General features: G+C 58.5%; 11 protein-coding genes. 7 read left to right on the forward strand and 4 right to left on the reverse strand.

Going from position 1 to position 13155, the window contains the following annotated elements; all coding sequences use genetic code 11:
* Positions 1 to 1110: a TRAP transporter substrate-binding protein gene (locus tag FBZ99_RS04615; protein ID WP_069616205.1), complete on the forward strand. Its 1110-nt coding sequence runs from the start codon at positions 1 to 3 to the stop codon at positions 1108 to 1110.
* Between the two features lie 95 nt (positions 1111 to 1205).
* Here FBZ99_RS04615 and FBZ99_RS04620 read toward each other — a convergent pair whose 3' ends face one another.
* Both FBZ99_RS04620 and FBZ99_RS04625 read right to left on the reverse strand, forming a co-directional pair.
* Entirely contained in the window at positions 1206 to 2972 is a 1767-nt protein-coding gene (locus FBZ99_RS04620; RefSeq protein WP_145631670.1) for a TRAP transporter large permease, read from the reverse strand.
* Positions 2972 to 3547, reverse strand: coding sequence for a TRAP transporter small permease subunit (locus tag FBZ99_RS04625; protein ID WP_113352018.1), 576 nt, complete (start codon positions 3545 to 3547; stop codon positions 2972 to 2974). Before FBZ99_RS04625 ends, FBZ99_RS04620 begins: the two co-directional genes overlap by 1 nt.
* 204 nt (positions 3548 to 3751) lie before the next feature.
* Here FBZ99_RS04625 and FBZ99_RS04630 point away from each other — a divergent pair, with 204 nt between their 5' ends.
* Positions 3752 to 4675 (forward strand): Gfo/Idh/MocA family protein, encoded by a 924-nt coding sequence (locus FBZ99_RS04630; protein WP_113351706.1) that lies wholly within the window; start codon positions 3752 to 3754, stop codon positions 4673 to 4675.
* Between the two features lie 75 nt (positions 4676 to 4750).
* Positions 4751 to 5296 (forward strand): GrpB family protein, encoded by a 546-nt coding sequence (locus FBZ99_RS04635; protein WP_113351705.1) that lies wholly within the window; start codon positions 4751 to 4753, stop codon positions 5294 to 5296.
* A 21-nt stretch (positions 5297 to 5317) separates the two neighbouring features.
* On the opposite strand, the gene FBZ99_RS04640 is transcribed toward FBZ99_RS04635, so the two are convergent.
* On the reverse strand, positions 5318 to 5767 hold the full coding sequence (locus FBZ99_RS04640) for a DNA polymerase III subunit chi (protein ID WP_095434413.1): 450 nt from the start codon (positions 5765 to 5767) through the stop codon (positions 5318 to 5320).
* Positions 5768 to 5900: 133 nt separating this feature from the next.
* Positions 5901 to 7397, reverse strand: coding sequence for a leucyl aminopeptidase (locus FBZ99_RS04645; RefSeq protein ID WP_113351704.1), 1497 nt, complete (start codon positions 7395 to 7397; stop codon positions 5901 to 5903).
* A 202-nt stretch (positions 7398 to 7599) separates the two neighbouring features.
* Between FBZ99_RS04645 and FBZ99_RS04650 the strand changes: the two genes are divergently transcribed.
* The 4 genes from FBZ99_RS04650 (at position 7600) to FBZ99_RS04665 (ending at position 13139) form a co-directional block, all read left to right on the forward strand.
* Positions 7600 to 8382, forward strand: coding sequence for a phosphatase PAP2 family protein (locus tag FBZ99_RS04650; RefSeq protein WP_113351703.1), 783 nt, complete (start codon positions 7600 to 7602; stop codon positions 8380 to 8382).
* 102 nt (positions 8383 to 8484) lie between these two features.
* On the forward strand, positions 8485 to 9663 hold the full coding sequence (lptF, locus tag FBZ99_RS04655; protein WP_113329079.1) for an LPS export ABC transporter permease LptF: 1179 nt from the start codon (positions 8485 to 8487) through the stop codon (positions 9661 to 9663).
* Positions 9660 to 10745, forward strand: coding sequence for an LPS export ABC transporter permease LptG (gene lptG, locus FBZ99_RS04660; RefSeq protein WP_113329080.1), 1086 nt, complete (start codon positions 9660 to 9662; stop codon positions 10743 to 10745). Before lptF ends, lptG begins: the two co-directional genes overlap by 4 nt.
* Positions 10746 to 13139 carry an LPS-assembly protein LptD gene (locus FBZ99_RS04665; protein WP_113329081.1) on the forward strand — a complete coding sequence of 798 codons (2394 nt, stop codon included), beginning with the start codon at positions 10746 to 10748 and terminating at the stop codon, positions 13137 to 13139.
* Positions 13140 to 13155: the final 16 nt, after the last annotated feature.

A 13155-nucleotide genomic window follows, 5' to 3' on the forward strand; every position in this document is an offset into this window, starting at 1 on the left:
ATGGATCGTCGTTCATTTCTGCGGAAAGCCGGCGTCGCCGGCGCCGGGTCGGTGGCAGCGGCTGCAACACTTGCAGCACCGGCCATTGCGCAGAGCAATCCGAAAATCAACTGGCGCCTCACATCGTCGTTTCCGAAGTCGCTCGATACGATCTATGGCGGCGGTGAAGTGCTGTCGAAATATGTTTCCGAGGCTACCGACGGCAATTTCAACATCCAGGTGTTTGCAGCCGGCGAAATCGTGCCGGGCCTGCAGGCTGCAGACGCAACTTCGGCCGGAACCGTCGAGGCCTGTCATTCGGTCGCCTATTATTATTGGGGCAAGGATCCGGTCTGGGCCTTGGGAGCTGCCGTTCCCTTCGCGCTCAACGCCCGCGGCATGAACGCCTGGCAATATCACGGCGGCGGCATCGATCTCTTCAATGAATTCCTGGCGACGCAGGGGCTGATCGGCTTCCCGGCCGGCAATACCGGCGTGCAGATGGGCGGCTGGTTCCGCAAGGAAATCAACACGGTTGCCGATCTCAAGGGGCTGAAGATGCGTATCGGCGGCTTTGCCGGCAAGGTGGTCGAGCGCCTCGGCGTCGTGCCGCAGCAGCTCGCCGGCGGCGACATCTATCCGGCACTCGAGAAAGGCACGATCGATGCGGCCGAATGGGTCGGCCCCTATGACGACGAGAAGCTCGGCTTCTACAAGGTGGCACCCTATTACTACTATCCCGGCTGGTGGGAAGGTGGCCCGACGGTGCATGTCATGTTCAACAAGGCCGCCTATGAAGGCCTGCCGAAGGCTTATCAATCGCTGCTGCGCACGGCCGCGCAGGCGACCGACGCCAACATGCTGCAGAAATACGACTACCTGAACCCCGCCGCCATCAAGCGGGTCGTGGCCGAAGGGGCGAAGCTCAGGCCCTTCAGCACCGAGATCCTGAATGCCTGCTTCGACAAGGCCAACGAGGTCTATGCGGAAATGGAAGCCAACAACCCGACCTTCAAGAAGATCTGGGAATCGATCAAGGGCTTCCGCGGCCAGCACTATCTCTACACTCAGGTCGCCGAATACAGCTACGATGTCTACATGATGACGCTGCAGCGCTCCGGGAAGATTTGAGCGACCGGTAGGTCCAAAAGAGAAAACCCCGGAGCGATGCTCCGGGGTTTTTCGTTGCGTCAGATCGACAAGCAGGCCGATGCAGACCGTATGTCTCAATTAAAAGACGGCGGCTGGCTGAGATCGTTGGCCGGCGGGTTTGACGCGCCGCCGCCCTTATCGGCTGGCTTGCTGTCAAGCGGATTGCCGCCTGGAAGCTGCAAGCCCGGCAGGCCGAGGCTGCCGCCATTGTCCTGGCCGGGTGCGCCGAAGCCGGGGACCTCGATCTTGATCGTGTTGGGATCGACGCCGGTGCCGGCTCCCTTGTAGTGCATGACCATCTGCGGGAACATGATCGTCAACGCCACCATCAAGATCTGGATGCCGACGAAGGGCACGGATCCCCAGTAGATCTGCCCGGTCGTGACGGGCGCGATCTGCTTGCCGGTCACCCTGTCGAGATAGGGCGCGCGCGCGGCCACCGAGCGGAGATAGAACAGCGCGAAGCCGAAGGGCGGATGCATGAAGCTCGTCTGCATGTTGACGCCGAGCAGCACGCCAAACCAGATGAGATCGATGCCGAGCTTTTCGGCAGCAGGTGCCAGCAACGGTACGATGATGAAGGCAAGCTCGAAGAAATCGAGAAAGAAGGCCAGCACGAAGACAAGGATGTTGACGGCAATCAGGAAGCCGACCTCCCCGCCGGGCAGCGATACCAGCAGATGCTCGACCCAGACATGGCCATTGACGCCATAGAAGGTCAGCGAAAAGACGCGCGAGCCGATGAGGATGAACAGCACGAAGGCCGAAAGCCGCGTCGTGGATGTCAGTGCCGAGCGGATGACCTCCATGTTCAATCGCCCCTTGGCAGCCGCCATTATGAGCGCGCCCACCGCCCCCATTGCGCCACCTTCCGTCGGCGTCGCGATGCCGAGGAAGATCGTGCCAAGCACAAGGAAGATCAGCGCCAGCGGTGGAATGAGGACGATGATGACCTGCTGGGCCAGCCGCGACATCACGTTGAGCTTCATCCCCTTATCGAGCACGGCGATCGCGTAGATGAAGGCGACGCCAACTGTTGCACCGAGAATATCGGCGTTTTCGCCATAGGCGGGGGTCAGGTAAACGTGTGCGGCATAGGCCACGCCTGTGCATATCAACAATGCGATCAGCAGGGACGTGACGCCGGAGCCAAGCGAGCGAGCCTCCTTCGGCAATGCCGGCATGGAGTTCGGCTTCACGATCGACATGATCAATACATAGAGCATGTAGAGACCGGTCAGCACCAGGCCGGGAATCAGGGCGCCGGCATACATGTCACCGACCGAACGGCCGAGCTGGTCGGCAAGCACGATCAGGACGAGCGACGGCGGAATGATCTGCGCCAGCGTGCCGGAAGCGGCGATGACGCCGGAGGCGACCCGCCGGTCATAGCCATAGCGCAACATGATCGGTAGCGAGATCAGACCCATGGCAATGACCGAAGCGGCAACGACGCCGGTGGTGGCCGCCAGCAGCGCTCCGACGAAAATCACCGCATAGGCAAGCCCCCCGCGGATCGGCCCGAACAGCTGGCCGATCGTGTCGAGCAGGTCTTCGGCCATGCCGGATCGCTCCAGCACGATGCCCATGAAGGTGAAGAACGGGATCGCCAGCAGCGTGTCGTTCGACATCACCCCCCAGAATCGATCCGGCAACGCGTTGAGAAGCGGCCATGAGAGATTGATGGTGCCGCCCGAATAGGGTGCGAGCTCGACACCGATCCAGAAGAACAGCAGTCCGTTCGCAGCAAGCGCGAAGGCGACAGGATAGCCCAGAAGCAGGAAAATAATCAGCGAGGCGAACATGATCGGCGCCATGTTCACGGCAATGAATTCGATCATCAGCGCGCCTCCCCGGCCGGGGTTTCGACATCGAGCGGCGCATGCGTCGGCACATAGGGGGTCGGATCATCCATATCGCCGCGCATGACGGCGATCTTCTTGATGATTTCGGAGATCCCCTGCAGCGCCAGCAGAAAGAAGCCCGCCAGCAACAAGGCCTTGCCCGGCCAGATGATCAGGCCGCCGGCACTCGAGGAAACTTCCCCTGATAGGAAGGAGGTGCGGACATAGGGCACGAGATCGTAGACCATCAGCAGCACGAAAGGCATCAGGAACAGGCAGTGGCCGATGAGATCGATCCAGTGCTGCACCCGGCGCGACAGGGAGCCGTAGACGATGTCGATACGGATATGTTCGTTCTGCCGGAGGGTATAGGCGGCTGCAAGCATGAAGGCTGCGCCGAACAGATACCATTGCGCTTCCAGCCAGGCATTGGACGATGTGTTGAAGACCTTGCGAACAACGGCATTTCCGGCGCTGACCAAGACAGCGACCAGAATAAGCCATGAGACTGATTTTCCGACGATCTCAGTCACATAGTCGACGATTCGGCTGAAGCCGAGCAATGTTTTCATGATTTCCCCCCGCAGCGATTCTTCCCGGATCTTTTGGCTGCGCAGAGGAAGAGTGCCGATTTCAGGCTGTGAATCAAGAGCCGGCACCCGTTTTCCAAGCATCAAGATTGGACCTGACGGCTGCATTTGCGATTTGCCGCCCTTGCCCGCATGCGGCATTCTGATAAAGATCGCATCAATAATCATACTAATCGAGAGACACCCATGTCCCCCATCAACCTCGCTATCGTCGGTGTCGGCAAAATCGTCCGCGACCAGCATCTTCCGTCCATCGCGAACAATGCGGATTTCAAACTGATCGCTACGGCAAGCCGTCATGGCACTGTCGAAGGGATCCCGGCCTTCACGACCATCGAAACCATGCTCGATGCCGTACCGGAGATCGACGCCGTTTCTCTCTGCATGCCGCCGCAATACCGCTATGAAGCCGCATACAAGGCGCTTTCGGCCGGCAAGCATGTTTTCCTGGAGAAGCCGCCGGGCGCGACGCTCAGCGAAGTGGCCGATCTCGAGAACCTCGCTAAGGTCAAGGGCGTATCTCTCTTTGCTAGCTGGCATTCGCGCTATGCGCCGGCCGTGGAGGCTGCAAAGAGCTTCCTCGCCAGCACCAATATCCGCAGCGCTCATGTGATCTGGAAGGAAGATGTCCGTCACTGGCATCCGAACCAGGAATGGATCTGGCAGGCTGGCGGGCTCGGCGTCTTCGATCCCGGCATCAATGCGCTGTCGATCGTCACCCACATTCTGCCGCCACTCTTCCTGACCGGCGCGACGCTCGAATTCCCGGAAAACCGTGATTCGCCGATCGCGGCCGATCTGCGCTTCAAGAGCGGAACCGGCCTTCCCGTCCACGCCGAATTCGACTGGCGCCAGACCGGCAAGCAGAGCTGGGATATCGTCGCCGAAACGGACGCCGGCCAGATGCTTCTTGCCGAAGGCGGTTCCAAGCTTTCCGTCAATGGCGAGCTGAAATTCTCGGCGCCCGAGGCAGAATATCCCTCGCTCTATCGCCGCTTTGCCGAGATCGTCAAAGCCGGCATCTCGGATGTCGACGTTTCGCCGCTGCGCCACGTCGCCGATGCCTTCATGCTCGGCAAGCGCAAATTCGTTGAAGCATTTTACGATTGATGAGGCTTTCCCGGTAAAGACAATGCCGCCCGCGGCGTGCTAGCGTGGCGCATCGTCTTCACTGGAGAGATGCCTATGGCATCGGAGCATGAACAATCTTTTGGCCTCGGCGTCGGCAACAAGTCCGTCAAGCTCGCCGACCCGAACCAGAGCTGGCACGAAGCCTATTTGCTGGAGGAAGCTGCCATTCGCAAGGCTCTCGGCGACCTTGCCGTCGATGTCCAGCATTTCGGCAGCACGTCGATCCCAACGATAAAAGCCAAGCCGATCATCGATATTGCCGTCGGCGTGCGGCGCTTCGAGGATGGGCTTGCCTGTGTCGAGCCCATGGCCTCCATCGGCTACGTCTATGCCGGCAGCAATATCGTCCCGGACGACCATATTTTCGGCCGAGACATAGAAGGGGATACCCGCACGCATCTCGTGCATGTGGTCGAATATAATGGCCCGACCTGGCGCAACTTCCTCATCTTTCGCGACCGGTTGCGCAGAGAACCGGATCTGGCGCATGCCTACGAAGCGCTGAAGATCGAGCTTGCGGCAAAATATGCCAATGATCGCGCATCCTATACGGCAGCGAAGAAGGATTTCATTCAGAAGATCCTGTCGGAAGGCGCGTAGCTCTTCACGAGGGGAAAAAGGTCAGGCCTTCTTCTCCCACCGGCCGTCCTGCGTCTGCTGCCAATAGGTGAGGTTATGCCCCTCGCCTTTCAGGCGTTTCCATTGGGCCCGCGCGCTTTCCAACTGTTCCTGATCGTAGCCGTCGAACATCAGCACGACGCGCTGATAGGCTCCGACATCCGTCACCTCAGCGCCGTCGATGAAGAAACGTACGGTGGCATCATTTATATTATCAGGCGAAATCGTCAGCAGCACGGGCTGGCGGCTTGCCATTTCGTCTTCATCGGTGCCGTGCGGAAGAAAGCTATCCTCGCGATAGGTCCAGAGATGGCTATCAAGGAGATCGCGTCGGGCCGGCTCGCGCATCTGCACGGCGACCTGCCAGCCGCGTTCGACACTCTTGTCGATCAGCGGCGGCAGGGCGTCTTCAAGCTTCGATTCCGTCAGATGATAGAAGAGAACGTCGGTCATGACGCCTCTTCTAAAGCAATTCCAGGAAAAGTGCGAAGCGGTTTTCCGTTCGGAATTGCGTCGGAAAAAAGGATAGAGCGTTTTCGCGATTCGAAGAAAAGCGGAAAGGCTCTATCTTACAAAATCCGGCTGGTCACGATTCGTAATTGGAACGGACCAGTTCATCGAGCAGGCGCACGCCAAAGCCCGAACCCCAGGACTGATTGATCTCGTCCTGAACCGAGCCCATCGCCGTGCCGGCAATATCGAGATGCGCCCAGGGCGTGTCGCCGACGAAGCGCTTGAGAAACTGGGCAGCGGTGATCGAACCCGCATGGCGTCCGCCGGTATTCTTCATATCGGCGAATTTGCTGTCGATCATCTTGTCATAGTCCTTGCCGAGCGGCATGCGCCAAAGGCGCTCGTCGGTCACAAGTCCCGCCGCCGTCAGCTCGCCCGCCAGCTTGTCGTCATTGCAAAATAGGCCGGCCTGCAGATTGCCGAGCGCGACAAGGATCGCACCGGTCAAGGTCGCCAGGTTGATCATGAACTGCGGCTTGAAACGGTCGTTCGTGTACCAGAGCGCATCGCAGAGAACGAGCCGCCCCTCGGCATCCGTGTTGATGATCTCGATCGTCTGGCCGGACATGGAGGTGACGATATCGCCCGGGCGCTGTGCATTGCCATCGGGCATGTTTTCCACAAGACCGATGACGCCGATGGCGTTGACCTTGGCTTCGCGTGCAGCAAGCGTATGCATGAGGCCGGTAACGGCCGCAGCCCCTCCCATGTCCCCCTTCATCTCCTCCATGCCGGCAGCCGGCTTGATGGAGATACCGCCGGTGTCGAAGACGACGCCCTTGCCGATGAAGGCAACCGGCTTGTCTTTCGCCTTGCCGCCCTTCCATTGCATGACCACCAGCCGCGGCGGCCGGGCCGACCCTTGCGCGACGCCCAGCAGGGCCGCCATGCCGAGCCGGCGCATCTCACGCTCCGTCAAGATTTCGATCTCGACGCCAAGCTTCTCCAATTCCTTGGCCTTGGCCGCAAACTCGACGGGACCGAGAACATTCGGCGGCTCGTTGACGAGATCACGCGCGAGAATCACGCCGCCGGCTACGGCTTCGGAGGTCGCATAGAGCTTCTTGGCCGCAGCCGCTTCCTGGGTAACGATCGTCACCTTCACCGCCTTGCGGGAGGCCCCCTTCTCGTCCTCATCGCCCTTCTTCGTCTTGTAGCTATCGAAGCTGTAGGCACGCAGAAGCATGCCCAGGGCAAAATCGGCCGCTTCCTTTGGTCCGACTTCGACGCTGGGTGCATCGAGGAAAATCGCGACCTTCTCCGTGTTGCGGATTTTTGCAGCGGCGGTGCCGCCAAGCTTCAGCCAGTCGTGCGCGGTCAGGTCCTTGGCCTTGCCGGCACCGATGACGATGATCCGGTCGACGGGCGAGGCCTCGGGCGCGATGATATCCAGACTGCTCAACGCCTTGCTCTTGAAGCCGAATACCGGCGCCGCCTTGGCGAAAACATTCGCCGGATCGGCGCTTTCGGCACCAGCCGGCAGCGCACTGTCCGTTCCTTTCAGGAGAATAGCCAGACCGCCGCTGAGACGAGCTGACTTGGCGAAGGAAATCTCGAATTTCACAGACATTTCTGCTCCGATAATATGCGTCGTAGTGAGAGAACTTTGCACAACCATCATTCAAGGTCTGGCTAAGGAATACAAGCGTTTGGCAAAGCATTCCTTATATATGGCTGTTGGCGGCTTCAAATCCCTGTCATTTAGCGAGGCTAGACTATACGCGATGGTGTTTTAGCCGCCTCGGCGGCACAATTCTTGTCGGAAAGCCGCCTTGATCATAGATTTCAACAGCCTCAATCGCGAAGATCGCTTTCCAGAGATTCTACGGCCGCGCACGGCAGGTGATGCCTTCATCGCTCTCTTCTGTCTCTGGTGGGCTTTGCTGGGACTGTTTTCACTTTTCCCACAAATCGATCTCGGCGTCGCGACCATGTTCTTCCAACCGCAGCAATGCCTCGGAAGCACCAAGCCCGATCAGATCTGCGGCATTTTCCCTTATAGCGGCGATCAGCACATGCGCCTGCTGAGGGAAATATTCTTTCAGCTACCCTACGTCGTCGCCTTCGTGCTGCTCTGGATGCTTCTCAGGTGCTGGCAGGATCACGGCGCAACCTTCAACGCGCTGAGAGCCCGCAATCTCAAGGTTGCGCTCGGCTCCCTGCTCCTGGGGCCGGTGCTGATCGTCAATCTGTGGCTGAAAGCCTTCTCCGGGCGCCCGCGCCCACGACAGACCGATCTCTTCGGCGGCACGCTCGACTTCGTGCATGCCGGATCCTTCGCCGGCAAATGTGTCAGCAACTGTTCCTTCATCTCGGGCGAAGCGGCAGCGGCAGGCTGGCTGTTCTGTCTGATCCTCATCATTCCGCAGCCGTTCCGATCGGCGGCCGCCCTGCCGATCGCGGCAGTTTCGCTGCTGATTCCGGCACTTAGAATAGCCTTTGGCGGACACTATCTTTCCGATGCCGTCCTCGGCTGGCTTTCCTCGCTTGTCATATTCGCCGCGCTGCTCGCTTTATCCGAAACGACACACGACAGAAGAATCTCGGAAAATTAACGAATTTTTTTCGAGTTGGTTGTCGCCAAAAAAACGTAAACAGCGTAGAGGAGGGTGAATCTCTGTCGGCTCGTTCGGCAGCTGTTGCGTTTAAGGGCCGGCATGAAGTTATTCGAGACATATATCGTACGGCGTGTCGGTATGATGTTCCTGGTAGCGCTGCTGCCAGTGCTCGCCATTATTTGGACCACCCAGGTCCTGCAACGCATCAATCTCGTGACCGATAGCGGCCAGTCGATGGGCTCGTTTGCGAAGCTCGCGACACTCATTCTGCCGACGATCATCCCGATCGTTCTGCCTTTCGCATTGGTCATCGGCATCACGCAGACCTTGACGGCGATGAACAGCGATTCCGAGCTGACCGTCATGGAAGCTGCCGGCGCGAAGCGCAGCATCATCATCCGCCCGATCATGATTCTCGCCATTGCGATTAGCGTCTTCTCCTTTTTCGTGGACAATGTCGTCGAGCCGAGAGCGCGTGTCGCCGCCCGCCAGATGGTGGCCGAAGCCTATGCTGATCTTCTGTCCACCGTGATCGAAGAGAAGAACTTCCGGCGCATCGAGGATGGGCTCTATGTGCAGATCTCGCAGCGCCTTTCGGGACGAATCCTGAAGGGGCTGTTCGTCGTCGATTCCCGCGACCCAGCCTTTGACCTCATCTATTATGCCAAGGAAGGCGCCGTCGATCCGAGCGGTACGTCGCTGCTGATGAAGGATGGCGAGGTGCACCGCAAAACGCCCGATGGCAGCGTCTCGGTCATCAAGTTCGATTCCTACTCCTTCGACTTGTCGGATATGACGCAAAGCCGCGGCCAGGCAAATGCGCGTGCCAGCGACCGCAGCCTCGGCTTCCTGTTCAATCCGGATACGAACGATCCGGACTACAAGCAAAGACCTGGCGATTACCGCGCCGAATTGCATCGCCGCCTCAACGACTGGGCGCTGCCGGCAATCTTTGCGCTGATATCGCTTGTTATCGCCGGTGATGCGCGATCACATCGCGAGGCGCGGCTACATCCGATGGTATCGGCGCTGACCCTATCCTTCGCGTTGCGCTGGGCGGATTTCTACGCTGCCAACCAGATCGACCATTCAGCCAAATTCATCGGCGTTCTCTACGCAATCAATATCATTGCGGCGCTTATCGCGATCATCCTCTTGCTGCGGAACCGGAAGATGACGATGCCCGTCTCGATCCGCAACCGCCTCAGCAACTGGCGGCAAAGAGTTCAGGACCGCATGCCGACCGCACCAGGCAGCTCGAACGGGGGCGGTGCATGATTTTCGGCACGCTCGGGCGCTACTTCTTCACGCGTTACATCGTGACGACGTTCTGGTTCTTCCTCGGCGTCCTCTCGATCGTTTATCTCGTCGATTTCAGCGAGACCGCAGGGCGGCTTGCCGGCCTGCCCGGATATACCGTCTCCATCGGCTTGCTGATGACGGCGGTCAGACTGCCATTCATCCTGCAGCAGACGGTGCCGTTCATCGCGCTCTTCGTGGGCATGACGGTACTGATCGCCCTCAATCGCCGCCGCGAGCTGGTTATCGCACGCGCTGCCGGCATTTCCGTCTGGCAGTTCATGACGCCCTTTCTGATGGGGGCTTTCTGCGTTGGGCTTCTGACCATGCTTGCCCTCAATCCGGTAGCAGCATGGGGCCAGCGACATGCCGAAGCGATCGAAGCCGATCTGCGCGGCGACCCGTCCTATCGCAATACACTTTCGATTCCGTGGCTGCGCCAGTCCAACGGAAAAGACGACACGATCATTGGTGCAAAGGCCATTCTGAATAACGGAACGACCCTGACGGGCGTCGTGTTTATCCACTTCGATTCACAGGGAAATATCGTCCTGCGACAGGATGCGGACTCGGCAAAGTTGGAAGATGGTTACTGGCTTCTTAACAATGTTGTCGAACGGCGGCCGGGCGAAATTCCGGATCACAAAAATTCGATACAGGTCCGTACGAATCTGAAACAGGATTTCGTCTCGCAACGTTTGGCGCAACCGGAAACCATTGCTTTTTATGATCTTTCTAATCGAATAAAGGTCGCACGCTCCTTCGGCATCTCGACCAACGCACTTGAGACACAGTTTCATTCGCTGCTGTCACAGCCATTCCTTCTCGTGGCAATGACTCTGATTGCGGCAACCGTGTCCCTAAAATTCAGTAGATTCAATCAATCGCGCTCTGTGATTCTGGGTGGAATCCTCTCCGGCTTCGTGCTTTATGTTGTCACCGTGCTTGTAAAGGCATTCGGGAGCAGCGGAGTGGTTCCTCCCTACGTGGCGGCATGGATACCCGTGATCGTCGCATTGGCATTCGGGGCAACGATCCTGCTTCATCAGGAGGACGGCTAAGTGGCGGCAGGCAACCGCAAGAGTATCAGAAAGTATGTGGCTGCCCTCGTTACGGGCACGGCCGCGTGTGCATATATTTTGAGTCCGGTCGTCGCTTACGCCCAGGCCAATAATAATAATGCCAACACCAACAATGGCGGCGCCGGCGCTGCGACCTCCCCTATCAAGGTGAAGGTGCCGGAAGGCTCTAAGCTAGTCCTTTCGTCCAACGAATTGGTCTATAACAAGGATACGCAGATCGTCACGGCGACGGGTGCGGTCCAGATCAACTATGGCGGCTATAGAATGGTCGCCCAGAAGGTTGAATATAATCAGAAATCCGGGCGGATGACGGCTCTCGGCAATGTCGAGCTGATCACCCCGGACGGCAATCGCATGTACGGTGACAAAATGGACGTCACCGACAGCTTCTCCGACGGTTTCGTCAACGCTCTGCGCATCGAAATGCCCGACAACACCCGTATGGTCGCCGAAAAGGGCGAGCGGGTCGGCGGCAATCAGCTGATTCTCACAAAGGGCGTCTATACCGCTTGCATGGCCTGTTCCGAGCAAGGCCGCGCGCCACTGTGGCAGGTCAAGGCACAGCGTGTCGTCCAGAACGGCGTGACACACACGATTCGTCTCGAGCACGCCCGTTTCGAGTTGTTCGGACAGCCGATCGCCTATGTTCCGTGGGTCACGGTTCCCGACAATACGGTCAAGCGCAAGTCCGGCTTCCTGTTCCCGTCGGTGACTGTTTCCCAGCGTCTCGGCGTCGGTGTAACGGTTCCTTATTATTACGTCATCTCGCCGAGCATGGATGCGACGGTCACCGCAACGGGCTACAGCAATCAGGGTCTGCTGCTTCAAGGTGAATTCCGCCAGCGCTTCGAGAACGGCACTCACACCCTGCGTGTTGCCGGCATCAGCCAGATGAATCCGGACGCCTTCACGGCCGGTACGACCGATGCCGAGCACAAAACGCGCGGCATGATCAGCTCCAAGGCAGATTTCAGGATCAATCCTCGCTGGACTTTCGGCTGGGATGTCATGGCGCAGAGCGATAATAACTTCTCGCGCACCTATGGCCTGGATGGTCTCAACCAGAGCACCCATACGAACCAGGCCTATCTGACCGGCATTGGAAAGCGCAATTTCTTCGATATGCGCGCCTTCTACTATAACGTGCAGGACACAGACGATAACGCCACGGCGCAGAAGCAGCAGGCATATGTCTATCCGAGCGTCGATTATCACTATGTCGATCCGAACTCGGTTTACGGAGGCGAGCTGTCGGCAACGATGAATTTCACGCATCTGTCGCGTGATAAGACGTCTGTGCTCGATAATGTCGCAAATCTCGGCGACGCCAGTCTGAATGACCGCTACCTCGGTCTTTCCGGAGATTATACGCGTCTGAGCACCGAGCTGCAGTGGCAGCGTACCTTCACCACGGATCAGGGTCTGGTTTTGACGCCGCTGGCAGCACTTCGCGGCGACGTCTACGGCCTGGACATGAACGGGCCGGCGGCCAACACCTACTCCGGCAATTATGACAACAGCGACTATGCCGCGCGCGGCATGGCGACCCTGGGTCTCGAAGCCAAGTATCCGTTCCTCATTACGACAAGCAATAGCACCCACGTGTTCGAGCCGATCGCACAGATCTATGTGCGCCCGGACGAGCAACTTGCCGGACGGCTGCCGAATGAAGACGCGCAGAGCTTTGTCTTCGATGCGACCAACCTGTTTGATCGTGACAAGTTCTCGGGCTTCGACCGCATTGAAGGCGGCACGCGTGCCAATGTCGGGTGGCGCTACACCGCCAGCTTCGACAGCGGTTACAAACTGCAGCATATTTTCGGACAGTCCTATCAGCTCGCGGGACGCAACTCCTTTGCGACCGACGATCTGGTCGGTGCAGGTTCGGATTCGGGGCTTGAAACCACCCGTTCTGACTATGTCACCATGTTCGGCTTGACGACACCGCAGGGCATTTCACTGTCGCAGTCCTACCGCTTCGACGAGAAGGATTTTGCCTTCCGTCGCGGGGATACGGCAGTCGGCTTCTCGAACGATGTGTTCCAGACATCCTTGATCTACACGCATATTGCGGCCCAGCCGCAATATGGTTTCACCAGCAATCAGGACGAAATCCAGTCGCGCGCGCAGATCAAGTTCAAGGAATACTGGTCTGTCTTCGGCACGGTCAGCTATGATCTCAACAGCAATGAGATCACTCGCCAGGGCGTTGGTCTTTCCTATGAGGACGAATGCACGATCTTCACCGTGTCATTCCTCGACAAGAAGGATTCGACAGCCAGCTCGGCCACCAATTGGTCGATCGGCGCTCGCCTGACCTTCCGTACGCTTGGCGACGTCAACCTCGGCAGCGTTCAGGACGCAACATTCTGATCTGAATCGAAACTGC

Source organism: Rhizobium sp. ERR 1071, from assembly GCF_007828675.1.
In the GTDB taxonomy this organism is placed as follows: domain Bacteria; phylum Pseudomonadota; class Alphaproteobacteria; order Rhizobiales; family Rhizobiaceae; genus Rhizobium; species Rhizobium dioscoreae.

What these genes read in the sequence shown, in the direction of transcription:
- FBZ99_RS04615 (WP_069616205.1), top strand. Translation starts at nt 1, where the DNA reads ATGGATCGTCGTTCATTTCTGCGGAAAGCCGGCGTCGCCGGCGCCGGG.
- FBZ99_RS04620 (WP_145631670.1), bottom strand. Translation starts at nt 2,972, where the DNA reads ATGATCGAATTCATTGCCGTGAACATGGCGCCGATCATGTTCGCCTCG.
- FBZ99_RS04625 (WP_113352018.1), bottom strand. Translation starts at nt 3,547, where the DNA reads ATGAAAACATTGCTCGGCTTCAGCCGAATCGTCGACTATGTGACTGAG.
- FBZ99_RS04630 (WP_113351706.1), top strand. Translation starts at nt 3,752, where the DNA reads ATGTCCCCCATCAACCTCGCTATCGTCGGTGTCGGCAAAATCGTCCGC.
- FBZ99_RS04635 (WP_113351705.1), top strand. Translation starts at nt 4,751, where the DNA reads ATGGCATCGGAGCATGAACAATCTTTTGGCCTCGGCGTCGGCAACAAG.
- FBZ99_RS04640 (WP_095434413.1), bottom strand. Translation starts at nt 5,767, where the DNA reads ATGACCGACGTTCTCTTCTATCATCTGACGGAATCGAAGCTTGAAGAC.
- FBZ99_RS04645 (WP_113351704.1), bottom strand. Translation starts at nt 7,397, where the DNA reads ATGTCTGTGAAATTCGAGATTTCCTTCGCCAAGTCAGCTCGTCTCAGC.
- lptF (WP_113329079.1), top strand. Translation starts at nt 8,485, where the DNA reads ATGAAGTTATTCGAGACATATATCGTACGGCGTGTCGGTATGATGTTC.
- lptG (WP_113329080.1), top strand. Translation starts at nt 9,660, where the DNA reads ATGATTTTCGGCACGCTCGGGCGCTACTTCTTCACGCGTTACATCGTG.